Origin of the sequence: Pedobacter endophyticus (assembly GCF_015679185.1) — a bacterium.
Lineage (GTDB): Bacteria > Bacteroidota > Bacteroidia > Sphingobacteriales > Sphingobacteriaceae > Pedobacter > Pedobacter endophyticus.
On record NZ_CP064939.1, the window covers coordinates 5,392,170 to 5,417,000 of the forward strand.

At 41.8% G+C, this 24,831-nt stretch carries 22 protein-coding genes; 13 read left to right on the forward strand and 9 right to left on the reverse strand.

The features are described from left to right. Positions 1 to 75 precede the first annotated feature (75 nt). Positions 76 to 1,548 (reverse strand): S41 family peptidase, encoded by a 1,473-nt coding sequence (locus IZT61_RS22010; protein WP_196099141.1) that lies wholly within the window; start codon positions 1,546 to 1,548, stop codon positions 76 to 78. Between the two features lie 117 nt (positions 1,549 to 1,665). Here IZT61_RS22010 and IZT61_RS22015 point away from each other — a divergent pair, with 117 nt between their 5' ends. The 3 genes from IZT61_RS22015 (at position 1,666) to IZT61_RS22025 (ending at position 3,381) form a co-directional block, all read left to right on the forward strand. Beyond that, positions 1,666 to 2,070 (forward strand): EVE domain-containing protein, encoded by a 405-nt coding sequence (locus IZT61_RS22015; protein ID WP_196099142.1) that lies wholly within the window; start codon positions 1,666 to 1,668, stop codon positions 2,068 to 2,070. A 101-nt stretch (positions 2,071 to 2,171) separates the two neighbouring features. After that, positions 2,172 to 2,759: an LSm family protein gene (locus IZT61_RS22020; protein WP_196099143.1), complete on the forward strand. Its 588-nt coding sequence runs from the start codon at positions 2,172 to 2,174 to the stop codon at positions 2,757 to 2,759. A gap of 58 nt (positions 2,760 to 2,817) precedes the next feature. Next, positions 2,818 to 3,381 carry a hypothetical protein gene (locus IZT61_RS22025; protein ID WP_196099144.1) on the forward strand — a complete coding sequence of 188 codons (564 nt, stop codon included), beginning with the start codon at positions 2,818 to 2,820 and terminating at the stop codon, positions 3,379 to 3,381. On the opposite strand, the gene IZT61_RS22030 is transcribed toward IZT61_RS22025, so the two are convergent. Together IZT61_RS22030 and IZT61_RS22035 are read right to left on the reverse strand one after the other, a co-directional pair. Continuing rightward, complete coding sequence (locus IZT61_RS22030) at positions 3,371 to 4,558, reverse strand: cation:proton antiporter (protein WP_196099145.1); 1,188 nt, start codon at positions 4,556 to 4,558, stop codon at positions 3,371 to 3,373. The two genes, IZT61_RS22025 and IZT61_RS22030, sit on opposite strands and share 11 nt — an antisense overlap. A 66-nt stretch (positions 4,559 to 4,624) precedes the next feature. Continuing rightward, positions 4,625 to 5,146 carry an acyl-CoA thioesterase gene (locus tag IZT61_RS22035; RefSeq protein ID WP_196099146.1) on the reverse strand — a complete coding sequence of 174 codons (522 nt, stop codon included), beginning with the start codon at positions 5,144 to 5,146 and terminating at the stop codon, positions 4,625 to 4,627. 159 nt (positions 5,147 to 5,305) lie between these two features. Here IZT61_RS22035 and IZT61_RS22040 point away from each other — a divergent pair, with 159 nt between their 5' ends. Beyond that, the gene (locus tag IZT61_RS22040) at positions 5,306 to 6,793 is read left to right on the forward strand and encodes an alpha-amylase (RefSeq protein WP_196099147.1); all 1,488 of its coding nucleotides are present in this window, start codon (positions 5,306 to 5,308) and stop codon (positions 6,791 to 6,793) included. A gap of 483 nt (positions 6,794 to 7,276) precedes the next feature. Here IZT61_RS22040 and IZT61_RS22045 read toward each other — a convergent pair whose 3' ends face one another. From IZT61_RS22045 to IZT61_RS22070, 6 genes are all read right to left on the reverse strand, one after another. Beyond that, a complete protein-coding gene (locus IZT61_RS22045; protein WP_196099148.1) occupies positions 7,277 to 8,206 on the reverse strand; it encodes a hydroxypyruvate isomerase family protein in 930 nt (309 codons plus the stop codon). A 97-nt stretch (positions 8,207 to 8,303) separates the two neighbouring features. Next, the gene (locus tag IZT61_RS22050) at positions 8,304 to 9,296 is read right to left on the reverse strand and encodes an FAD:protein FMN transferase (RefSeq protein WP_196099149.1); all 993 of its coding nucleotides are present in this window, start codon (positions 9,294 to 9,296) and stop codon (positions 8,304 to 8,306) included. 6 nt (positions 9,297 to 9,302) lie between these two features. Beyond that, complete coding sequence (locus IZT61_RS22055) at positions 9,303 to 10,622, reverse strand: Gfo/Idh/MocA family oxidoreductase (protein ID WP_196099150.1); 1,320 nt, start codon at positions 10,620 to 10,622, stop codon at positions 9,303 to 9,305. 25 nt (positions 10,623 to 10,647) lie between these two features. Further along, positions 10,648 to 11,613: a formylglycine-generating enzyme family protein gene (locus tag IZT61_RS22060; RefSeq protein ID WP_196099151.1), complete on the reverse strand. Its 966-nt coding sequence runs from the start codon at positions 11,611 to 11,613 to the stop codon at positions 10,648 to 10,650. 143 nt (positions 11,614 to 11,756) lie between these two features. Beyond that, positions 11,757 to 13,034, reverse strand: a complete 1,278-nt coding sequence (locus tag IZT61_RS22065; RefSeq protein ID WP_196099152.1) for a type IX secretion system plug protein — start codon at positions 13,032 to 13,034, stop codon at positions 11,757 to 11,759. A 257-nt stretch (positions 13,035 to 13,291) separates the two neighbouring features. Beyond that, positions 13,292 to 15,199, reverse strand: a complete 1,908-nt coding sequence (locus IZT61_RS22070) for an ABC-F family ATP-binding cassette domain-containing protein (protein ID WP_196099153.1) — start codon at positions 15,197 to 15,199, stop codon at positions 13,292 to 13,294. Between the two features lie 317 nt (positions 15,200 to 15,516). On the opposite strand from IZT61_RS22070, the gene IZT61_RS22075 reads away from it, so the two are divergent. The 9 genes from IZT61_RS22075 to IZT61_RS22115 all read left to right on the forward strand — a co-directional run bounded on the left by IZT61_RS22075 (position 15,517) and on the right by IZT61_RS22115 (position 24,830). Next, positions 15,517 to 15,927 (forward strand): Rrf2 family transcriptional regulator, encoded by a 411-nt coding sequence (locus IZT61_RS22075; RefSeq protein WP_196099154.1) that lies wholly within the window; start codon positions 15,517 to 15,519, stop codon positions 15,925 to 15,927. A gap of 175 nt (positions 15,928 to 16,102) precedes the next feature. Then, on the forward strand, positions 16,103 to 16,753 hold the full coding sequence (locus IZT61_RS22080; RefSeq protein WP_196099155.1) for an NAD(P)-dependent oxidoreductase: 651 nt from the start codon (positions 16,103 to 16,105) through the stop codon (positions 16,751 to 16,753). Between the two features lie 106 nt (positions 16,754 to 16,859). Continuing rightward, positions 16,860 to 17,891, forward strand: a complete 1,032-nt coding sequence (locus IZT61_RS22085; protein WP_196099156.1) for a quinone-dependent dihydroorotate dehydrogenase — start codon at positions 16,860 to 16,862, stop codon at positions 17,889 to 17,891. Positions 17,892 to 18,143: 252 nt separating this feature from the next. Continuing rightward, the gene (locus IZT61_RS22090) at positions 18,144 to 19,448 is read left to right on the forward strand and encodes an aspartate aminotransferase family protein (RefSeq protein WP_196099157.1); all 1,305 of its coding nucleotides are present in this window, start codon (positions 18,144 to 18,146) and stop codon (positions 19,446 to 19,448) included. Between the two features lie 122 nt (positions 19,449 to 19,570). Further along, the gene (locus IZT61_RS22095; protein ID WP_196099158.1) at positions 19,571 to 20,485 is read left to right on the forward strand and encodes a carbon-nitrogen hydrolase family protein; all 915 of its coding nucleotides are present in this window, start codon (positions 19,571 to 19,573) and stop codon (positions 20,483 to 20,485) included. Between the two features lie 224 nt (positions 20,486 to 20,709). Beyond that, positions 20,710 to 20,913 carry a hypothetical protein gene (locus IZT61_RS22100; protein ID WP_196099159.1) on the forward strand — a complete coding sequence of 68 codons (204 nt, stop codon included), beginning with the start codon at positions 20,710 to 20,712 and terminating at the stop codon, positions 20,911 to 20,913. Next, the gene (locus tag IZT61_RS22105; protein ID WP_196099160.1) at positions 20,910 to 21,353 is read left to right on the forward strand and encodes a PIN domain-containing protein; all 444 of its coding nucleotides are present in this window, start codon (positions 20,910 to 20,912) and stop codon (positions 21,351 to 21,353) included. The genes IZT61_RS22100 and IZT61_RS22105 overlap by 4 nt, the downstream gene beginning before the upstream one ends. Before the next feature lie 306 nt (positions 21,354 to 21,659). After that, entirely contained in the window at positions 21,660 to 22,070 is a 411-nt protein-coding gene (locus IZT61_RS22110; protein ID WP_196099161.1) for a VOC family protein, read from the forward strand. 3 nt (positions 22,071 to 22,073) lie between these two features. After that, complete coding sequence (locus IZT61_RS22115) at positions 22,074 to 24,830, forward strand: aminotransferase class I/II-fold pyridoxal phosphate-dependent enzyme (protein WP_196099162.1); 2,757 nt, start codon at positions 22,074 to 22,076, stop codon at positions 24,828 to 24,830. The last annotated feature ends 1 nt before the right edge of the window (position 24,831 follow it).

The following is a 24,831-nucleotide window of genomic DNA, read 5'->3' on the forward strand; positions in this document are numbered from 1 at the left end:
ACTGGCATGCCTAAGCAAAGCCACTAGCTATTTGAGCACTAAATGGGTAGGGCTGTCTACATACTACAAACACGGTTAGTTGCTCGTTTCGTTAATCCACTGTAAGGCTGATTCGATCGCAGTATCTTCGCCCTTTTTAGCTTTTAAAAAAACATCGGGTTGTATTTTGCTGCGATATTCTTTCTTGTTTCGATCGGCGGTATAGCTAACCGCTAAATATAAATAGTCTCCATTAGATAATTTAAAGCCCGAATTCGCGGAGGTATAACCAGCAGTTGGCTCGCCAAATAGTTTCGTGTTTGGCGCACCGATAAACGATATGGCAGTCATTTCTCCACTACTGCCAGTGTGTGGGCCGATCAATACCGCAATCTTAGCGTTCTTACCTTCTAATTCATAAAGGCTGTCTAATTGAATTCCCATGGTGGTTGGCTTTTTTGGAGTTGCAGAATAAGACCATGGTGTCAGTTTTTTCTTATTTCCATTTGGAGACACAAAGTAACCGAGATTTCCCGACCCAAGCAAAGGACCGAGGCCCGCAATCATGGGGTACATATTTCCACCCGTATTGTCTCTCAAATCAACAATCCAACCTTTAATATCATGCGCAACGTCCAACCGCTTTATCCGTTGCTGAATGTTGTTAGCGAAACTGTCCATTGTCTTTTTATTTAAGGAGCGGAACCCTGGCACCGAGATATAGCCAATGTTATTTTGCAATAGCTTTGATTCAACCTGATCTGGGTTGGTATTTCTGCTGGCATATTCCTGCGCTGCCGATTTTAGCATCAAAACTGAGTGATCATCTCCAGCCTCCTTTAGCTTTTGAAGCAGATACGCCGTAACTGCTTTTGCTTCATCAACTGTTTTAAGCCCCATCGATAGGTTCTTCATATCGCGGTCGATAGATGGCCAATCCAGAGAATCCTTAAAGATGGAACTTACTTTTACGATATTCCTAAACTCATCTACGTATTTTACCACTTCACTGGCCGGCGGTATTTTAGATGTTTCTATCTCACCGAGTTTAAAGTCATCAAGCCAAGCAGTTCCAGTTCCCGCCAAATAAACCCCAAACAAGAGTCTTTCAGTCTCGCTAGGCACAGTTAAATTCAAGCTGTATTGCTTCCAGTCTTTAGTACCGGCTAGTGTTTCTTGTTGCGATTGTATGTTCTGAAATCCAATCATTTTATCCTTGCTCCAGATCTGACACCAAAACGCAACACTGCCCTTAACGCTATCTAGCTTTACAAATCCAGAAATTCGCACGCTTTTTATTGCGTTGGGCGCATAATTCACCGTCTGAGAAACGTTTTGGAAACCGCCAGACTTAATTTTATCCGTACCCACCAGCTTTAGAGACGATTTACCTGAATGCTTTGTTCCGCTATCTAAGCTTACCTGATAGCCCTCAACCAATCGCATTCCCCAGTTGGCAGGTAAATCGGCAGATTTCTCATGCTTTATTTCAAAAGATTCATTTTTAATCTGACTGTGAACACAAATAGCCGGCAAAGAAATAAGTATCGTAAAAAGTAATTTTTTCATAGATAGAGTGCTCGATTTAAATAACAAACCCAATATAGCCAATTTTTAATGTTTATTATCTTAGTTGCTTTCGTTTTAGTGTGTAAATCGTAAATTCGAATTTTTAAATTAGGTAAAATGAATTATTGGTTAGTAAAAAGTGAGCCATTTAAGTACAGTTGGGATAAATTTAATGAGGATGGACGTACCTTTTGGGATGGTGTTCGAAATTATCAGGCGAGAAATAACCTGAGAGACATGAAAGAGGGTGATTTGGTTTTGTTTTATCACAGTAATGAAGGTAAAAACGTAGTTGGTATTGCCAAAGTTGTTAAAGAATCGTATCAAGACCCAACCACCGATGATAAGAATTGGGTTGTGGTAGATTTATCGCCGGTAGAAGCGTTAAAAAACCCGGTTTCGCTCGAGCAGATTAAGGCAGAGCCTAGTTTGGTCGATATTTCGCTCGTTCGTCAGGGCCGATTATCCGTAATGCCATTGAAAGCATCAGAGTTTGATAAAATTCTGGAAATGGGAAGCTAGCCTTGGTCCGCAGGTTTACATTTGATTGAATGAGACTGTAAATCTGCGGCTTAGCTAGAAATGGCTCGCTTTTTGCGTACCATTTAAAACCGCTTTCAAACATGAAGATTATTTTAACGCTGTACTTAATTTGCTGCGCTTACCTTTTTTCTAATGCGCAAAACGTCAGGCCATATCTCGCCATAGTTAAAACTTTCAACGGAAAACAAAAAGGGATTTTAAGCTTCGTCGATTCTGACCAGTTGATTTTAAGAGTTGATAAGAAATACGTTTATATTCCTTACAGTAAAATTAAATCGATAAGGTTAAGGGTTCAAAAAAAGGATTTCGAATACAAGGAGCTCGTTCCTTATACTACAAATTGGGTAGAAGATCGGTATGAAACCTTGCCCAATGGCCAACAGGTGCTAAAGCCAGGTAAAGAAGCACCATCTTTGGGTGAATCTATTGCCGAACCATTCGTAAACATGTTAATGACGAGCGTTGTTAATTTGGCCGCAAATGGATTACTAAGGCCTTTCCATGAAATCAACCCCAGCTTGGCGACCTTTAAAAACACCAGAGAAAACCCGCTAACTCCCGAAAAGATTTTGGAGCTAAGATACTTTTCTACCAACTATCAAATCAACCCCGATTATATCGCCGAAGCACAAAAAATTAAGGCGCTGACGAAGAACTTTAAGCCTTAATGTCTTTAGGTAAGGTCTCGACAAATGTTCATTAAACTCCATTTATCACTCGATCAAAATGAAAGCGATTTATCTTTTTTTTGCATTTTGCCTGGCTGTCGTAAATCTTGAAGCGCAGGTAAGGGCTTTTATTGCAGTGGTTAAAACTGCTGAAGGCAAGAAAAAAGGCGTTTTGCACAAGGTCGATTCAGCCAATGTCTTTCTGCAAAGTAGCGACGGACTCGTCGCGGTGGCCATTCCGACCATTGAGAAAGTCCAAATCCGGCCGTTAAAGAAGAACTTTGAAGGAGTAGACTTGATAAAAATTGGTTCAGAAGAAGAGTACACCATCAATTCGAGAGGCGAGCGGGTTGACAAATGGGGCAAAGAAGCGCCGAGCCCTGAAGAAGAATTGGGTGTAACATTCTTTTCGATTATAGCTACCGCCATCGCCAACGGGCTGGCTGCTCCAATTCATGCTATAAATCCTAACCTGGCCAAATTTAAGTTTGATGGCGACGTGTTATCCAATAAAATTAAGCTCGAAAAATTAAGCTATTATTCTATTTATTATCAGGCCAATCCCAATATTTTAGCAGAACTAAAGCAGATAAAAGAAATTTCTAATCAGTTTAAGCCGTAACTTCCTCTGTTTTCTTTTTGCTCAAAGTAATGCCCAGCGTCATTACAATGCTCGATCCGAGAACAACCAGAAACAAGAAAGATGTTCCAACTTCTGCAATCTTCAATTGCTCCGGTAAGCTAAAATACAGCAAAATGCTGATCAATCCGCGTGGTGCAATATATAAAATAGGCATTGCAGTTCCTTGCTTTAAAACCTTTAACAGCAGGTATCGGACAACGTAAATTGTAGCTAAGATAATGATGCCGTTGGCGAGCACAACCTGATCGTTTAGCTCGTGGATATTCATGGTGAAGCCAAAAATAACAAAAAAGAAAGTACGAAGAATGAATGCGCTTTCTGCCGAAAGTTGGTACAATTGCGATAAGTCGGCAGTTAAGTTCTTATATATAAATACACCTCGAAACCAGGCATTTTGGATGGTATCGGCATTGTTCAGAAACAAACCGGTACTTAAAATTAAAACAAGCGACGACAGGTGATAGGATTGACCAATGGCGTAAACCAACACCAAAATCGAAATAATCAAAAAGAATTTGATGTGGTGTACTAGTCTTCCCATAATGTATAAGAGCACCACACATGCAATTGCCGATAGCAAAATGATCAAAAACGTGCTCAGGCCCAAACCTATAAAGGCAGAAGTGGTAAGCGAATGGTTGGTAATGGCAAAATTAAAGATGATGATCCCCAAAATGTCCGAAAACGACGACTCGTAAATTACAAACTCTTTATCTGTGTTATTTAACGCCCCGGCCGAGGGTATTGCAATGGCAGAACTGATTACGCTGAAAGGGATGGCGTTTGCAATACAGGTGTATAAATCTTTGTGGGTAATCTGATAAATGATGAGCGTTATAACAGCAGCTGTTGCTATAAGAATGATAAAGGCAGAAAAGAATGCTGTTCTGATTACCCTGTTCTTGTTGCTGTCGTATTTTAATTCCAACGACCCTTCGAACACGATTAAAATTAGTCCGACGGTACCCAGTGTTGGCAAAATCGACAAGAAATCGAACGTTTGTACTTGCAGGTAATCGACAAGAAACCTTAAGCCTATACCCAGCAATAACAGCAGCAAAACCGAAGGGATTTTGGTTTTACTTGCTACTAAATCAAACAGATACGAAAAAATTACTAGCCCGCTTAAAATAATAAGTATGGTGTATGTGGTCATATTTTCAGCGATTGGTAAGCTACTAAAATAGAATAATCAATTTATAAAGCGAATGTTTCTAACAAATTATGCTTTAAAAAATAGGGCCTTAAGTTCACTGGCTTCGTCAGGATGCATCTTTCCACCTAGCACCAAACGCAGTTGCCTGCGGCGCAAAGCACCCTGAAAAAATTCAATCTCTTCGGGCGTTTCGGGTACCAGTTCTGGAACGGGGATGGTTCGGGCACTTTGATCAAGGGCAACAAAGGTGTAATAGGCTTCGTTGCTTTTTTGGCGGGCTCCACTCGGAATGTTTTCGGCCCAAACATCGAGCCTCACCTCAACCGAGGTATTAAAAGCACGGGTTACCTTCGCTTCAATCGTAATTACATCGCCAAGTTTTATCGGATGTTTAAAAGAAACGTTATCTACCGAAGCAGTTACAACGATGCGGTTACAGTGTTTTTGGGCCGAAATTGCGGCTGCAATATCCATCCAATGAAGCAAACGCCCACCCATTAAGTTGTTCAGCGTATTGGTATCGTTTGGTAACACCAGCTCATTCATAATGGTAAAACTCTCTCTGGCAAATTTCTTTTTCAAGCTCATATTATAGCGCAAAAGTACATAAATTGTAAGTCAAAATGCCATCGGAAATATAATTTGGCCCCAATGTTGTCGGTTAGCTAAGCCGCTCATCTACTTTAGGCTATGTTCAACTCAAACAATTGATACCTTCTCCTGTTATCTAATCTTAAAATCGAATTAATGCAAAACCTAACTATTATCCAATATTTTCATTGGTACTATAACGAAGATCAAAATTTATGGACAAAAGTTGCAAACGAGGCAGCTCATTTAAAAGAGATTGGTGTAACGGGCGTATGGCTCCCGCCTGCATATAAGGCCAGCACGGGTGGATATTCGGTGGGTTACGATGTTTATGACTTATTCGACCTTGGCGAGTTTGATCAAAAAGGAAGTGTAAATACCCGTTACGGATCGAAAGCAGATTACCTGAAGGCCATTAAGGCGCTGCAAGATCAAGGCATCAACGCTATTGCCGATATCGTTTTTAATCACAAGGCTGGTGGCGATGAACTGGAGAAAATTCAGGTGAGAACGGTAAACCCAAACGATAGAAATGAATTTACCAGCGATGTTTTTGAAATTGAAGCCTGGACAAAATTCACCTTTCCAAACCGTGCAGGCAAGTATTCGGAGTTTATCTGGGATAAGCAATGCTTTAGCGGTGTAGATTGGGCCGAAGACCGTAAAGAAACTGCCATTTATGTAATTCAAAACTTCGGTGACGAGGGCTTCGAAAAGGTTCCATCGACGGAACTGGGAAACTACGACTATTTAATGTTTAATGATATTGATTACAGAAACAGATCGGTTGTTGAGGAATTGAAATATTGGGGCGAGTGGCTTGTTGATACCACCAATATTGACGGTTTTAGGTTAGATGCCGTAAAACACATCAATCCTGATTTCATAAAAGAGTGGATTGACCATCTGGAAGAAAAGTACCAGCGCAAATTTTTTGTTGTTGCTGAAGACTGGAACGTGGAGAATACGGAATCGCAAGAAGAATACATCAGGTTGATGGAGGGGAAGGTTCAAATTTTCGATTCCTTGCTGCACCATAATTTCTTTCTGGCGAGTAAAGACGGAAATGGTTTTGATATGCGTACCATTTTTGATAACACGTTACTGGCAATTTCGCCTGAGTTAGCCGTAACTTTTGTCGATAATCACGATTCGCAGCCACTTCAGGCACTCGAAAGTTATGTAGAATTCTGGTTTAGGCCAATTGCTTATGCCATTATCCTGCTTCGCGAGCAAGGAATTCCTTGTTTGTTTTTCCCCGACTTATATGGTGGAATTTATGACGATAAAGATAATCAGGGAGAAGATTGTCACGTCCAACTGGCAATTTTGCCCGAGGTAGAGGTGATGAGTAAGATGAGGGCGAGCTTAGCTTACGGCGAACAACGCGATTATTTCGATCATAATAACTGCGTAGGATGGACAAGGGCCGGGAATGATGAATACGAGAACAGCGGCCTTGCGGTATTGCTAAGCACCGGCGAGGAAGGCTTTAAACAAATGGAAATGGGCCAGCGTTTCGCCGGAAAAACTTTTGTTGATGCTTTAGGCCATAGAGAACAAGAGGTAATCATTGATGAAAACGGATGGGCGGAGTTTCAGTGCGACGCAGGAAGTGTATCGGTTTGGGTGTTGAAAAGCTAATTTCGATTAACAACTTTTTTAGGTCTGGATTACAAATCCAGTACTAGTTAGGTCGAAATTAGAAATCTCGATCAGCGGCGGCACCTTTCAATAGTCATCGGATGAATAATAGGCAACGTACTATATTCATCCGATGACTATATATTAGTTTTTTGCTCTGGATTTTAAATCCAGCATTAGGTGGGCCGAGATTAGAAATCTCGACCAGCGGCGGCAGCTTTCAATAGTCATCGGTTGAATAATAGGCAACGTATTATATTCATCCGATGACTATATATTAGTTTTTAGCTCTGGATTTTAAATCCAGTATTTGGTGGGACGAGATTAGAAATCTCGACCAGCGGCGGCAGCTTTCAATAGTCATCGGATGAATAATAGGCAACATATTATATTCATCCGATGACTATATATTAGTTTTTAGCTCTGGATTTAAATCCAGTACTAGTTAGGTCGAGATTAGAAATCTCGATCAGAAATGGTCGCCTACAAGAAATTGTCCTCTTGTCGGTAAGCGGCAATGACTGCCAATTCACCCTCTTTGCCACCTTTCGAATTTCCGTGCTCCATGCCCATTACGCCTTTGTAGCCCTTTTGGTACAGGTGCTTAAATAAGTTTTTGTAGTTTATTTCGCCGGTGGTAGGTTCCTTTCTGCCGGGGTTATCACCAATTTGAATGTAAGCAATCTCATCCCAGCATCGATCCATCGTTTTAATTAAATCTCCTTCAGTTCGTTGCATATGGTAAATATCGTACAGAATTTTGCAGGAAGGACTGTTTACAGCCTTACAAACGGCATACGTCTCGTTCGTTTGCTGAAGAAATAATTCTGGTGTATCGCTCAGCGTTTCTAATACCATAATCAAGCCATGTGGCTCAAAAATTTCTGCGCCTGCACGCATCGCATCAATTACGTTTGCAAACTGGTTGCCATAGGGGAGCTTGCGTTCGTAAAAACCGGGCACAACCGTTAGCCATTTGGCATGGCAACGTTTAGCCGCTTCGACCGATTTTTTACAGGTTTCAACAAATTTGTCCTTAAATTCTTTTTTGCCTGTTGTCAACGAAGTTTTCCAGTTGTCGCCACCGTCTACAACAAAAACACCCATTCTCATTCCGAGCTTCGAAAGCAAGTTGCCGATTTTTTCCTGTTCCTCAATAGATCGATTCAGGTAGCCATTATCTTCTATCGATCTAAAGCCTTTATCGTACATAAACTGAATCTGATCGAGAAAATTCTTGCCGGCATGACTTTCAAACATGCCCTGATGAGGAGCGTAGTCTAAATTAAAAACTTTGTCGGCCAACGCTTTATCGTCTTTACTTCCGGCAGCAAAGGCGCTGCCAATACCTGTGCCCGTAGTAATGGCGCCTGCGGTTAACAAGCTGTTTCTTATAAATTCACTTCTTTTCATTTGCTGGTGTTTATTGCTTAAAAACTAATTTAGTTAATCTTTATTCATGTTTTCGTATCTGTTTAAGATGAAGTTAGCTGCCTGTTGCCACTTTGCGTTAATCCTTCAACATTTTCTTAAACCCTGTAGATAGGGTGTCGGCAATCGACCCATCTTTGCCGTGATACACAAAATAGGCTTCCAGATCCTTTCTTTCTTCTACAAACTTAAGCGCCTCGGTTAAGTGCATGCTCATGAGTGCATTATCATATCCATCGGCCGTAATAGCATCTTTCGCATAAACCGTTACGCTAATCATTTCATTGGCCAAAGGGTAGCCCGTTTGTGCATTTATCAAATGCGAAATCTTTTTCTTGCCGCTTTGATGAAATTTGCGATAGTTACCCGAAGTAGTAATAGCACCACTGTTTAAAGCTGCAATATGCCTAATGGTTGGTTCATCGTTTCTATCGGGTCCCTCAATGCCAATTTTCATTGGTGAGCCATCCGGTTTTGGCCCTGCGATCCTAATTTCTCCGCCCAACTCTACCACAAAGCGCTTAACGCCTTTTGATATCAGGTAATTGGCCAGTAAATCGACACTATAACCTTGTGCAATTCCATTCAAATCGATGTGGATGCAGGGTTTCATCTTGCTTAAAATTCCATTCTTTAAGGAGATATTTTTCATCCCCACACAGTTTAAAATCGACTTAATTTCGGCGGCACTCGGTTCTTTCGAAGTCGATTTTGGGCCGAAGCCCCAGGCTTGTACCAACGGTGCAACTGTAATGTCGAAAATTCCTTTCGTATCGCGGTTAATTTCAAAACTCCGCTTCAACACGTCATTTAAATAGCGATCTGTTTTAATATCCTTTTGGGCAGCATTGAATTGGTTAATTAAGGTGCCCGGCTTGTATAACGACATGGATTGGTCTATTTCGGCCAATAGGCTATCAATTCCTTTCTTCGTGGCAACACTATCGCTGGCATAATACATGATATTGTAATCCGTTCCTTGTGCCAAACCGCTGATTTTATATTGCCTGATTTCGTCAGCATTAACAAAGGTTAAAAACAGGGGTAAGCAAAGGAACAGAAAACGATACATATTGGCTTATAAAACTTTAGTTTTTCCCGGCATTGGCACAGGATACAATCCGTTGGCATCGGGCATTAACGGAGGATTTGCATCCCATGCAAAACGTTCGGGCAGCAGACTGTTATTTGCCGCCAATGCTTCATCCCATTTAATGGTTTGCCCAGAATAGGTTGCATAACGACCCATTATACCCGAAAAAGTTGTTGTTGCCCCATAATCGGCATTGGTAAATTTATATTCACCTTTCGATATGGCCTCAAAAAGTTCATCGTGCTCAGTTTGGTAAGGGTTGGCATTGCCTTTGGTGTTGTGGTTATAAATTTCTTTTCCATTGGCATCCCAAAGAATGGCCTGGTTTCCACCCGATAAGTAAACCTTACCCTTTGTGCCCTGAAAGCTTTCGTCGACCCGGTTACTCGTTCCTTCGAAATGCCTGCACTGGCTATACACTACAACTCCGTTTGGGTAAGTAAACTCGTTGGCATGGTTATCATAAATCTCTCCGTAATCTTTCCCGGTGCGCCAGGCTCTGCTACCCGTTCCTTGTACCGATGCAGGGTGCTGACCGGTAATCCAATTGGCAATATCAATATTGTGAACATGCTGCTCTACAATGTGGTCGCCGCATAACCAGTTGAAATAGTACCAGTTGCGCATTTGATATTCCATTTCCGTTTGGTTGGCCGTACGCGGACGAACCCAAACGCCGCCACTATTCCAATACACCTGCCCAGAAACAATATCGCCAATGGCACCATCCTGAATGCGTTTCATTGCTTCACGATAATTGCTTTGGTAACGGCGTTGCAAGCCCACAACCACATTTAGTTTTTTCTTTTTGGCTTCTTCTGCCGCGGCCAGTACCTTTCTAATTCCCGGCGCATCAACCGCAACGGGCTTTTCCATAAAAACGTGCTTGCCTTGCTTAACAGCCTCTTCAAAGTGAATGGGCCTGAAGCCCGGCGGCGTTACTAATAAAACTACATCAGCCAGCGGAATTGCCTTTAAATAGGCGTCGAAGCCAACAAACTGACGCTCTTTTGGCACATCCATTTTAGCTGCAAACTTCGAGCTCAGCGATTGATAGCTGCTATCCAGTCGATCTTGAAAAGCATCGGCCATGGCCACCAGTTTTAAGTTAAACTTAGTGCTTAATGCTTGAAACGCGGCCCCCGTGCCTCTGTCGCCACAGCCAATCAAGGCAATTTTAATCGTGTCGCTGCCCGATGCATAGGCGCCAGCAAGTGGAATACTACTTAATAGTGCACCTCCCGCCAGTAGCGCCGAGGTTTTAAGGAAATCTCTTCTTTCTTGTGTGTTTGGTTCTTTTTTCATTTCGAGGTTTATACAGGTTGTTGTATTAAAAATCTTTGATGGGTTGTTTATTATAATAAGCGTCAATTTCTGTTTTCGATGGCGTTTTAGCGGGGCGCACAAGTCGCATGCCCACAAAAGGTGCCTCCGGAAACCACCAGTTGCTTTTTGGAATTTGTGGATCGAGCTGTTTCCAGGCCGGATCAGAAGCCAGCCTTACCGTAGAAGTCAAATTGTTCGGTGTTTCATCATAAGAGCCTCCCCGAACAACATTCGGATACAATTTATCGGGAATTGCTACGGGGTTTTCCAAAGTTTTATCTTTACCCTGGCTGTAAAAATCGGCAATGTATTGGTCGTAGGTCCATTCGCTCACGTTTCCGTGCATATCAAATAAACCCCATGCGTTCGGTTTCTTTTGCCCAACCTGATGCGTTTTGTTTGCGCTGTTTTCCTTGTACCAGGCATAATCTTTCAAGTTTGCAACATCATTTCCGAATGAATAAGCGGTGTTGGTCCCTGCCTTGCAGGCATATTCCCATTCGGCTTCGGTTGGGAGGCGATAAAAAACGCCTGTACGAACGTAGAGCCATTTGCAAAATTGAATGGCATTGTACTGTGTCATTGCAACGGCCGGCTGGTGTTCTTTCCCCATGCCAAAAGTCATATCCAAATAAGGTTTGGTAGGTCGGGTAACTGCATCTACTTCAGCCGAAATGGGAGAGGTGCTCGCCTGTTTTTCGTAATCGCGGTACAGAAAAGGCTCAAAGATATCCCAGGTCACTTCATATTTTCCGATCCAGAAGGCATCAAGCTTTACATCGTGAACGGGTTGCTCGTCGGGCTTGCCGTTTTTGGTGCCCATCTTAAAACTGCCCGCGGGAATGGCTTGCATATCGAAAGCCAGGTTGGTTCCATTAATAGTTTGAGTGTATGATTTTAAGCTTTGGGCGTGAATCATTTGCCCATGTAAAACGGTAATTAATGCAAGAGCAAAAATTTTCTTTAACATAATAGTTGGTTAGCATGCTTGCAGAAAGCATTTGTGGTTTACTCAGTAATCTGATTACTAAAGTAAGTAACCGCCGCTAAATCAAAGAAGAATTATGTAACAATAAAGTTGTGTTTGTTGCTTTTGTTAGCAACTAAAAGGATTTATCTCCTATCGGTTGGTCTGTTGCTCAAATTGGTATAACCGATTAGCGTTTCCCATCGTGCACCCGGACGGCGGTAGTAAACAAAAATCTGATAGCTGTTTTCGGTTTGGAAAAACGAACCTTCGAACGGTAGGCTTTCCAGTGTTTTTGTCTCATTATCAAACCAGGCGTACTCATAATCGTATAAGCCCTGCTTCAGCATTACGTTTGCATAAAACTGTTTCAGGCCGGCATCGTAAAGCATTTTGTTCTCTTTACTTAGCGTAAAGTTGTTAAAACGGCCAACAATGTAAGCTTCGCCATTCGCATTCGGCGCCGGGGCATTTAAGGTAAAAAGAACGCCCATGTATTCTGCTTCCGTCTGATCATCCCTGCCGTCGGTATTGCGAATGTAGAAGTTGCCATTTTCATCGTACTGATTGGCGAAAGCCTCGGCATTCCGTGGCGCATCTTGAAAAAGTGCAACATTAACCGACTCGTTATCCCGATAAATATTCTTCACATTATCGCCCTTAAACCGGAGGCTCCTGGTATCGAACTTTCTAAATTCGTTGTTGCCCCAGAAATCATTTGTTTTTAGGTCGTTGTAAACCAGTTGGTTGGGTCGAACAAAGGCCGGTTTGGTGTTAATCTGAGCAGTTTTCTGATTAAAGTTTTGAAGAACCACCGCCTTTAAATCCTGATACAGGTTTGCGATGGCTATTGAATGGTTAATGGTAAAGTTTATCTTCTGCTTCGCATTGCGATCGGCAACTTGAAGAGAATTAGTAATCTCGGCAGCAATGGCTACCTGATTATCAACAACATAAAACTGTTGAGAAATCACTGGTTGACTTTTATCGCCATCTAGATAAACCTTTAAAATATAGTTGCCACCAATTTTGGGCTGTACCTGGCTATTTGGCAAGCTCAACTCATAATGTGTGTACTTTCTGGCGGTGTTGGTCGAATAGCGATAATCGATTATTCTGTCGCTATCAAATCCCTGCAGATAGTCGGCTGTCGATATTCGAGAAGTTTGCCAATCGGCCGTGCAATGTTCAATCGTGTACCAATAGTTTTTTGTGCCACCCAATAAATCATCAAAAGAAAAGAAGATTTTTTCGGTCGCGTTAAGCTGAATAACGGGTAAACTTTGTTCTTTGCTGCTGTTGTAGCATAAAACGGTTTTGATATTTGGCAGGTAAATTTTATTCTCGTTTACAAAAGTTTTGTCGCTTTGAGCAAATATTTGGGTAGACGAGAAAAATAAAAGGATTGCGATTATTTTTTGCATGGCTAAAAATACAGCGAATTAACCACAGATAAAAGACGCTCTTTGTTAAAGTTTAAGCCTCTCCCTATCAAAGGTTGTGGGTTTTGTTCTTTTCTGCAGGTCCCTCTCCAAAAGGAGGGAAACATAGGAAATGGTTTAAATCCGCTTGCATACAGAATGGGTTTAAAGCATTGGCCTTAGCGCCCTCTCTTTTGGAGAGGGCGGCTATAGGTTTTGCCTTAAAACCAACTTTAATTGGATGGGGTTTTCAAAATACCTTAACCTTCCAATTCCATAATTTCAGCGGCCAGGGTTTCCCATTTTGCCTGGTTGTTATCTAAATCTTGCTTTGTGGCAAGGTAACGTTTGTTTGTTTCGGCCAGTTTATCGGCTTTACCATATACATTTTCATCTGCAAGTTCCGCTTCGATGTTTTTTACAGCTGCCTCCAGATCGGAAATTAGTGTTTCCGTCTTTTTCAATTCGTCGTTCAGCTTTTTTAGCTGGTTGGCCGTATTTGGGGCTGCCGGCTTTGGCTCCTCCTTTACTTTTTCGGGCATCTTAACCGGAATGGGCTTCGAAGCAGGAATTACCCGTTTACTGTTCCATTCTTCGTATTCTGCATACGTACCAGGATATTGTTTTATTTTTTCATTTTCAATGAACCAGATCTTGTTAGCCACATTATCAAGGAAGTACCTATCGTGAGAAACCGCAATAAAAGTTCCCTCAAACTGCTGTAAAGCCTGAATTAATATATTAACCGATTGAATATCCAAGTGGTTGGTGGGCTCATCCAGAATCAAGAAATTAGAATCTGTTGTTAACGATTTGGCCAATGCCACACGCGATTTTTCGCCTCCGGAAAGTACTTTGATCTTCTTAAACACATCGTCTCCGGTAAATAAGAAACAGCCCAAAATGCTGCGCAATTCCGTATCAGAGTGCTTCGGCGCAAAGGCCTGTAATTCTTCCAATATCGAATTACCAAGGTGCAACGATTCCAACTGGTGTTGAGCGAAAAAGGTTGTCGTAACATTGTGCCCGGTTTCGCACATACCATCGAATTTTTCCGTGCCCGCGATAATTCTAAGCAAGGTAGATTTACCTTTACCATTGGCACCGATTAAGGCAATTTTATCGCCTTTTTCAATCACAGCCTCCGCATCTTCCAAAATATGAACGTTTGGATAATGTTTGGTTACATGCTCCAAACGTACTACGTGCCGGCCAGATGGCTTGGTAAATTTAAAGCTGAAGTTAACCGTTGGGTTATCATCATCAACATCCTCAACACGCTCCATTTTATCTAAAGCCTTCATACGCGATTGCGCCATTTTCGCTTTCGATGCTTTGGCCTTGAAACGTTCAATTAAGCGTTCCTCCTGCTTTATTTTGGCCTGTTGGTTTTTAAACTCGCCTTTCTGTATCTCGCCACGCAAAGCTTTTTCCTCAACATAGAAGCTGTAATTGCCCGCATAGACGGTTAACTTTCCTTTACGCGATTCTACCGTACGGTTTACGATTTTATCCAGAAAATACCTATCGTGAGATACAATAACAATTGCCCCTTCAAAACCCATTAAATAAGTCTCCAACCACTTAATCGATGGTAAATCCATGTGGTTGGTCGGCTCATCCAGTAGCAAAATGTCAGGATCTTGCAAAAGGATTTTCGCAAGCATCACACGCATACGCCAGCCTCCTGAAAAGGTGTTTAGCGGACGCTGCTGATCAGCGGTGCTAAAACCAAGTCCGGCCAAAATTTCGTTTGCCCTGTACTCGATGTTGTAACCATCCAAAGCCTCAAATTCCTGTTGCTTGTCGCTTAACTTGTACAAAACCTCCTCGCTGTAGTCGGTTTCGATTTTTTTAAGCAACTCTTCAATTTCATCATGCAACTGGTTTTGGCGCTCAAAAGCCTCCATGGCCACATGCAAAATGCTATGGTGAGAATCGTATGAAAGCAAATCCTGATTCAGATAGCCGATTTTTAAATCTTTCGACATTGAAATCGTGCCCGAACTCGGTGCGTAGTCTCCAACAATTAACTTTAAAAGTGTCGATTTTCCCGTTCCGTTGGCCCCAATTAGTCCGGCACGATCGCCAGGTTTAATGTGCCAGTTCGCTTCGTCGTATAAGGCCCTCGAGCCTATTAGGAATGTTAAATTATTTATTGAAATCATTTCGGCTGCAAAAGTACGAATTTTAAAGGCTTTTTTTCGCTTGAAGTTCAAATAGGAAATAACCTTGATGTAACTGGATTTTTAAAGGATTTGAGAAGCAAAAATAGTCACTTTCATTGCCGTCGATTTTATTGCCGTTGGCTTCAGTCAATGGTATGGATTTAAAGCAACTTACCTGTCTGGCCGCCATGAAAGTTAGGCGCCATCCATTCATTGCCGTTGACTTCAGTCAACGGACAGACAAGCCTCCCATTAAAATAAATTTGCATTTCATAAAAATCTCCTTACATTTGTACTGTAATAAAAATAATTACAGAATGAACAACAGTCGATTTCCAATTTCCTTACACATATTAACCTTGCTCGATGATGCAAAAGGTGCCTTGGTAAGTTCGGAATATTTGGCTGGCAGTATTAATATAAACCCCGTTTTAGTACGCAAGGAAATTATGAACTTGCGCAAGCATGGTTTCGTCGATAGCAAGGAGGGAAAGGGGGGAGGTTCATTTTTGGCAAAAAAAGTTGCAGACATCAACCTGGGCGACGTTTACAAGGCAGTAAAAAACAACAACGTTTTAGGGCGAAGCAAAAATGAGCCCAACCCGAAGTGTCCAATTGGAAAGCAAATCAGTCAGCACTTAAATTCGTTGTACAACGACGCAGAAAACGCCTTAATAGACAACTTATCAACGCAAACTTTAGCGGATTTTGCTGAGAAGTTTAAATAAATTTTTTTAAAATTAACTGTAATAAAATATGTTACAATTTAGTGATAAATCATCTGAAGTCATCCGATGAATATCTGCGTGTTGCCTATATTCATCGGATGACTTAATTACCAATGAACTAATAAAATATCAGTATAATCACTCCCAAAGGGAATTAAAATTAAAACAAAAGAATATGAAAGTAGCATTAATTGGCGCCTCCGGATTCGTAGGCAAAGCCCTTTTGAACGAATTGGTAAATCGTGGAAATGAAGTAATCGCCATTGCCCGCGATACAGAAAAAATCGAAAGCACAAACGAAAAAGTAACCAAAGCAGCGGTTGATGTTCTGGATATTGAAAAATTAGCCCAAACTTTAAAAGGTGCTGATGCCGTGATCAGCGCATTTAACGCCGGCTGGACAAATCCAAATCTGTACAATGATACAATTGCAGGAGCGGAGGCCATTCAAAAAGCGGTTAAGGCATCAGGCGTAAAACGTTACATTTTTATCGGCGGAGCCGGTACATTACAAATCGATGGGAACCAGTTGGTCGATGGGCCTCAGTTTCCCAAAGAAATCTATCCTGGCGCATCCGCAGTGAGAGATTATTTCAACACGTTAAAGCAGGAGAAAGAACTAGACTGGTTGTTTTTTAGCCCGGCGATTGAAATGCACCAGGGCATTACCATTGGCCGCACCGGAAACTATCGTTTAGGTAAAACTTCACCGGTTTTTAACGACGAAGGCCGGTCGATCTTATCTGTAGAAGATTTGGCAATCGTATTGGCCGATGAGCTCGAAAACAATGCCCACCACCAAGAGCAGTTTACAGCAGCGTACTAGAAAGTAAATGCGGCAAAATGGTGGAAAATGTGAAAGCATCTTGCGGTAAATACGCTTAAACATTTTCCACCTTTACATTTTCCATATTTTATTTATCTTCGTTGCCATGTATCGCCTTATTAAACCAATATTTTTCAAGTTTGACCCCGAAAATGTACATTATTTCGTAGTGAAGCGTCTGAAGTGGTTTAATGACAAGTTTCCGCTCGGAAAAACCATCATTCGCAGTAGCTTCGATGTACATATTAAAGGGCTCGAAAAAGAGGTTTTTGGCATTAAGTTTCGCAATCCCGTTGGTTTGGCCGCGGGCTTTGATAAAAATGGCGAATATGTAGAGGCACTTAGTAATTTGGGATTTGGCTTTATCGAAGTCGGTACCGTTACGCCGATGCCGCAACCCGGAAACGATAAGCCACGTATGTTCCGCTTACCGAGCGATCAGGCACTAATTAACCGGATGGGCTTTAACAATAAAGGTGTTGATGTGATGGCAGAACGCCTGCGCTTGCTTAAAGATAAGCACCCCGAAATTGTGGTTGGCGGCAATATTGGCAAAAACAAGGCCACCCCAAACGAAGATGCCGTTAGCGATTATATTAAATGTTTCGACAGGTTATTTGATGTTGTAGATTACTTTGTAGTAAACGTAAGCTCGCCCAATACCCCGGGGTTGCGAGAATTGCAGGAAAAAGAACCACTGAAAAAAATACTGAACACACTGCAGCAACGCAACGGAAAAAACGACATTTCGCGACCGATCTTACTAAAGATTGCTCCTGATTTAACCGATGCGCAACTCGATGACATTATAGAAATTGTTGCCGAAACCAATATTGCAGGAATTATAGCCACAAATACAACCATCAGCAGAGAAAACCTTGCAACCGATAAAAGTTTGGCCGGAGAATTGGGCGGTTTAAGTGGCAAGCCCGTAAAAGAACGCTCAACCGAAGTAATCAGGTATCTTTCAGAAAAATCAAACAAGGCATTTCCCATTATTGGCGTGGGCGGAATCCACTCGGCAAAGGATGCACAACAGAAACTCGACGCCGGGGCCAGTTTGATTCAGCTTTACACAGGTTTTATTTACGAAGGCCCGGGATTGATCAAATCGATCTGCAAATCGCTTATTAAATAAAATCGTTCAGTCGAAATTTCTTTTCTAACTCGATTAGCGGCCGCTAAGGTGGTCCTGCTATTTTACCCCTTTCCAAACCCTTCAAATCATTTTTGCTTGAAGTGATACAAAAAGAAGCTCATAACTTAACTATTTAAAATAGATGTGTTATATTTGGGCACTTCCCTTTATAAAAGTAGTTTTTTACACTACTATCTGCTCAATTTACTGATGCAGAACCTAACGAAACGATAAAGTAATTTATTTCATTTTATGAATAAAGCAAAAAGCGAAGCGCTTTTGGCACGCAGAAGAAATGCGGTGGCCAATGGAGTAGGGGTTTTTAATACCGCCACTGTACAATCGGCAAAAGGGGCAATTATTATTGATGTAGATGGAAACGAACTCATCGATTTTACCGGGGGAATCGGCGTAATTAATGCAGGCCATTGCCCTCAGCCTGTAATTGACGCTATTACTCAACAGGCGCAAAAATATATTCATACCAGTTTTAATGTGGTTACTTACGAACCGTACATTGCGTTATGCGAAAAACTGAACAGCATTTTCCCGCATGGCGGAAAGGGCAAAACCATGTTGGTAAGTACAGGTGCAGAGGCGGTAGAAAACGCCATCAAAATTGCCAAACAAGCAACAAAGCGTAGCGCTGTTATTTGTTACACCGGCGCTTTTCATGGCCGCACCTTAATGGCTATGACGCTGACCTCCAAAACATCGTATGCTAATGGTTGCGGACCGTTCGCCCCGGAAGTATACCGCATCGATTATCCCGATTTTTACAAAAACGGAGCCGGAAAGGCCGAAAGCGAATTTGTAGTCAATGAACTGCAAAAGCTCGAGGAATTTTTCAAAACAAACGTTAGTCATCAGGATGTTGCAGCCATAATTATCGAATTGGTGCAAGGCGAGGGTGGCTTCACCGTAGCGCCAAAAGCGTACATAACAGGTTTGCGCAAAATTTGCGATAAATACGGTATTGTGTTAATATTTGATGAAGTGCAAACCGGATTTGGAAGAACAGCTGCATGGGGAGCCGTAGAACATTTCGATGTTCAGCCAGATATCTCCACCTGGGCAAAATCGATGGGATCGGGCTTGCCCATTGGCGCTGTAATCGGAAGACAAGAAGTGATGGATGCGGCCGCTCCCGGTACCGTCGGCGGAACATACATCGGCAACCCCTTGGCCTGTGCTGCATCGTTGGCCACTATAAAATACATGGAAGAGATTAACCTCAACGAAAAGGCAAAAAATGTGGGCAACATTGTTAGCAAGCGGTTCGATAAATTAAAATCCCAATACCCTCAAATTGGCGAAGTTAGGGGGCTTGGCGCTATGTTAGCGATGGAATTTGTTAAAAACAACAACCCTCAACAACCCGATACCGAGCTTTGTACCAAATTGGTTGAAGCCTGTGCCGAAAAAGGACTAATAGTAATCTCGGCCGGCCTTTACAAAAATGTTTTGAGGATTCTCGTTCCCTTGGTTATTTCCGAAGAGCTTTTAAATAAGGGATTAGACATTATTGAAGGCGAATTAACCAAACTAACCGCATAACCCTGCAAATGCTTAAAGTATTGGCAAGCGGTTTACCGTTATCGAAAACAGGCTGCCAGCAGCCTAAGTACAAGTCGGCATAACACGCCCAAACGAAACAATTAAAAACTTAAACAACAACAATGAAACCATTTTCAATAGGAGGCATCCAAATGCACGTATCAGCTAACGAGCGAAATATCCCGTTGATGAAACATAAAATCGACGTAATGTGCTCCGTTTACCCCTGGGTACAAATGGTGGTATTTAGCGAACTTAGCGCATACGGCCCACTCACTTACTACGCACAAGAATATCCTAATAACGATGAGCTCGAATTTCAGGAAATTGCCAAACGTTACGGCATCTGGCTCATCCCCGGCAGCATGTTTTACAAGCGAGACGGAAAAATATTTAACACTGCAATTGTAATTAATCCCCTCGGCGAAATTGTAGGCCGATACGATAAGATGTTTCCTTTCTATCCTTATGAGGTTGGCGTAACCGGAGGCGATCAATTCTTAATGTGGGATGTTCCCGGAATCGGCAAGTTTGGTCTTTCTATTTGTTACGACATGTGGTTCCCGGAAACTTCCCGAACATTGGCCGTTAACGGCGTTGAAGTGATTATTCACCCAACATTAACCGGAACGATTGACAGGGATATTGAGTTGGCCTTGGTTCAGGCAACTGCAGCCACAAACCAGTGCTATGTTTTTGACATTAACGGATTGGCAGAAGGCGGCACAGGCCGTTCGATTATTTGTGGTCCCGATGGAAGGGTTTTATATAAAGCAAGTACAGGCCCCGAGTTAATCCCGATCGAACTCGATTTAGAAAGAGTTAAAAAGAGCCGGGAAGATGGATTGTTGAGATTGGGTCAGCCACTTAAAAGTTTCAGAGACAGGCAAGTGGCGTTTGATATCTACGAAAAAGGACGAACTTACCCAGAACTGGATAAGCTTGGCCCATTGGCAAAGCCAACCAGATTAAAAGAGATTGAGGAAGCACTTGCTAGTCAATATCCGGGCAATAACATGCAGCAACCTGGTATTTAAGCATTAGCAGCCGAAGTCAATTGAATTGTCGCAAGTAAGCTAAGAGATAGCCAAAAACAATTGTTGGGTTAGCTTTGCGGCTCCTTACTAAATCTCTGAGCTTTGAGACGCATGCCTAATACACGCTGCAATTTTGTGACCAGGCCAATTTTTACAACAGAAATGGTGTTAATTATCAGCATAAATAATCGTAACTTAGAATATTAAAATAAATATTTAGGCCAATGTTAGTTGAAAGAACAGATAAAGAGGTAATTATAAGAATAGCGGCCTCTGTGGATACCGAAGATTTGCAAGACATTTTGAATTATGCACGATATAAAGAATTAACATCAAATTTTAACACAGATCAAAAAGAAGTAGATGAAATTGCGAATGATATCAATGCTAAATGGTGGGCTGAAAATAGAGGCAAACTGATTAAATGAAAATAATCGTTGATACAAATATTGTTTTTAGTGCAATTCTCAATTCTAATAGTCTCATCGGAAAAATTATTTTAAACTCTAAACATCATTTTCAATTTTTTACATGCAATTACTTGAAAATTGAAATTCAAAGACATCGTCATAAACTTCTAAAAATTACAAAGTTAACAAATAGTGAGTTATTTGAACTTGAAGAGCTCTTTACTCACAAAATCAAATTCATCGACGAACGCCTTATCCTAAAGAATACGTTAATCGAAACCGAAGCCCAGCTGAAAACAATTGATCCCAGTGATGCGGTATTTGTCGCATTGACAAAGCAATTGAAAGGCAAACTATGGACAGGTGATATGCAACTTTGTCGCGGGTTAAGGGCTAAAGGTTTTAATGATATTATTCTAACCGCTGAACTGGCCACATTGCTCAGCAGCTTGAAGTAGTTTAAAAGGTAACGCAGTAATAGTAGTATTGCAGCTAGTTAACGGCCTAAATCTCAAAAATCGCGTTGCTAATTGACGATTTTTGAGAATTTATACGGTTTTTTCGAAAAAAAATCGTATATTCATTCCAATCCCTCCCTATTGTTTGCATTATGATATGCAATCATTGAACTACACGCTTTCAAATTTAAAATTCTATGGTTTCGCATGTTCATGCCTAACTAACTCCTAGCGTTTTATGATTAATTAATTTGAAAGTGGTTTCAATGCGTATTTTTTTTTGACCTTAAAAAATGAAGACACAATATGAAATCACCGCCGAGGCGACCACAAACAAACGAAATAAAAATAAGCGGAAGCTTTATCAGCTGGTTCGAAATACCGGCACTAAACTTTGAAAGAGCAGTAAACTTTTACAATTACATCTATCAAATTACCATGGAAACCAATTTCATGAACGGCTATTCTATGGCGTTTTTTCCCGGCGAAAGTGAAATAAGCGGGGCCATCATTTTTGGCGAGGGCTCGGTGCCAAGCGATAAAGGACTGCTAATTTATTTAAACGGAGGCAATGACCTCGATCTTGTTTTAAACAGAATAGAGCCCGCTGGAGGAAGAGTGCTCATGCCCAAACAAATAATTAATGAAACTGCCGGATATTTCGCCCTATTTATCGATAGCGAAGGAAATAAAATGGCACTTCATTCTAACAACTAGTAGATGATCGAAGAAGTAACATACAACAAAAAGTATAAAGCCAAAGACTATTTTAATATTGCCCAATATCGCAGCGACTCATGGAACAACCTGAAGCTGGTAGCCAATCATTTCTCTAAAAATAATTTCGAGCTTTCAGCACCGGATACATTTACCGAGCGGATTGCAAGTTCCTTTGTAGCGCTGAAAACAATAGAGCACTACTTTGCCTATCCGGGTGTAAAATACATCGAATCGTTAGAAGAAATGTACAAAAAGGGCCAATATGCGGCCTTTACGCATTCCATTTCGGAGGTAGTGCGGTCGCTGATTAGCGAAAGCTACAGAACGAACAGGGGTGCTACTGAAACTGACGAAAAAAGGAAGAAAATGCTGGGCGATGCCAAATTGCTGAAGCCCAAAAAGCAAAATTACTTTGAGGTAATCGTTGTTGACGACCTGAGCGACGGGGAGCGTGAGAAAGTGCGCTCGAAGTTTGAGCAGCTCAAAGCCGATAATGACCAGTTTACCTACGATGTGATCTTTTTTTCCAATTTGGAAGATGCGCTCATCGCTTTATTGTTTAATCCAAATATACAAACGGCCATTATCCGTTCTGGCATCAATAAAAAATCACCGCTCGATTTAACCTCAATACAGTCGTTTATCGTTGGCCTCGAAGGGATAAAACTTGAAGAAACAGATAATCTCGACCTGGGTTTAAACCTCGGGAAAATTATTAAACTGCTGCGTCCCGAAATCGATTTGTTTTACATTTCCGATATCTCGGTGTCGCAATTGAGCGATAGCACTTTAGACTGTTTCAATCGTGTTTTTTACCGAACAGAAGATTTGCAGGAAATTCATTTGAGCGTGTTGCATGCCGTTAAAGAGCGGTACAAAACGCCTTTCTTCTCGGCATTGGTAGATTACAGTAAAAAACCAACCGGTGTATTCCACGCCATGCCCATTTCGAGGGGAAATTCTATTTTCAGATCCTCGTGGCTTGAAGACTTCGGAAATTTCTACGGAAAGAACATCTTTTTGGCCGAAACCTCGGCAACCACCGGCGGGCTGGATTCGCTATTGCAGCCAACGGGCCCGTTAAAGAAGGCGCAAGAACTGGCATCGAAAGCCTATGGCTCACTCAATACTTTTTTCGTAACCAATGGAACATCAACGGCCAATAAAATTGTGCTCCAGGCACTGGTTAGGCCCGAGGATTTGGTTTTGATTGACCGCGATTGCCATAAGTCGCATCACTACGGTATGGTGCTTTCGGGCTCGCTGCCCGTGTACTTAGATTCTTATCCGGTTGAAGAATACAGTATGTATGGTGCCGTTCCTTTGAGTGAGATTAAACACAGGCTGCTGAAATTGCAAAATGCAGGGCGATTAAGCAACGTAAAAATGCTGCTGCTTACCAATTGCACTTTCGACGGAATCGTGTACAACGTACAGAAGGTTATGCACGAGATTTTAGCCATCAAACCCGATATGATTTTTCTTTGGGATGAAGCTTGGTTCGCATTTGCAGGTTTTACACCCATATATAAACAGCGCACAGCCATGTATTCGGCCCGGATGCTGCAAAAGAGATACAAAAGTGAAGCTTATCGCAAAGAGTTTGAGGAAAACAAAAAATCCGAAAATCCGGTGCCAATGCCCGATCCCGATCTGGTAAAAATACGGGTTTACGCCACCCAATCTACACACAAAACGTTAAGCTCGCTTCGCCAGGGTTCTATGATCCATATTTACGATGAACTTTTCAAGCGCAAAGTAGAAGATTCCTTTCACGAAGCCTATAAAACCCATACCTCAACATCACCTTCGTACCAAATTCTGGCTTCGTTAGACGCAGGCCGCAGACAAGTGATGTTTGAAGGATATGAAATGGTAGAGAAAAGTATCGAAATGGCGATGGTGCTGCGCTCGAAAATAGTTACGCACCCGCGATTGAAAAAGTATTTCGACGTGCTTACGGTTGAAAATAATATTCCTGAGGAGTACCGAACGTCGGGAATATTTGAATATTACAACGCCAAAGATGGATGGACGCGAATGGAGGAAGCCTGGGCGAATGATGAGTTTGTGTTAGATCCCACAAAAATCAACCTGTACATTGGCCGCACTGGTGTTGATGGCGATACCTTTAAAAATAAGTTTCTGATGGATCAGTTTGGTATTCAGATCAATAAAACTTCCAGAAACTCGGTACTCTTTATGACAAATATCGGAACAACCCGAAGTTCGGTCGCCTACCTCATCAGCGTGTTGTTAAAAATAGCCAATCAGCTAGATGAAGAAAGAGAAGCCATGAGCGAAGTACAGTTGAAGATCGTAAATAAAAATATTAAATCCTTAACCGAAGACCTGCCGCCACTGCCCGATTTTAGTCATTTCCACAGTTCTTTTCAGGCCGTACCCGGTGTACCCGGTGGTAACATCCGCGAAGCCTATTTCTTATCGTACGACGAAACGAAGTGTGAGTTTATCAAACGAGAAGATTGCAGAGAGGCCTTGGAAAGCGGCCGCGAGATTGTGTCCGCATCTTTTGTAATTCCATATCCCCCCGGATTTCCAATCCTCGTTCCCGGGCAAGTACTCAGCAACGAAATACTCGAGTTTTTTATCAATCTCGATGTAAAAGAAATTCATGGATATAGAGATGAACTGGGGCTGAGAATTTTTACCAAAAAGGCCCTCAACAGGAAAAAGACCGCTACTGCCATGATGGGCGCAGGCGCTATGAACAGAACGGCAACTAAATTTAACTAAT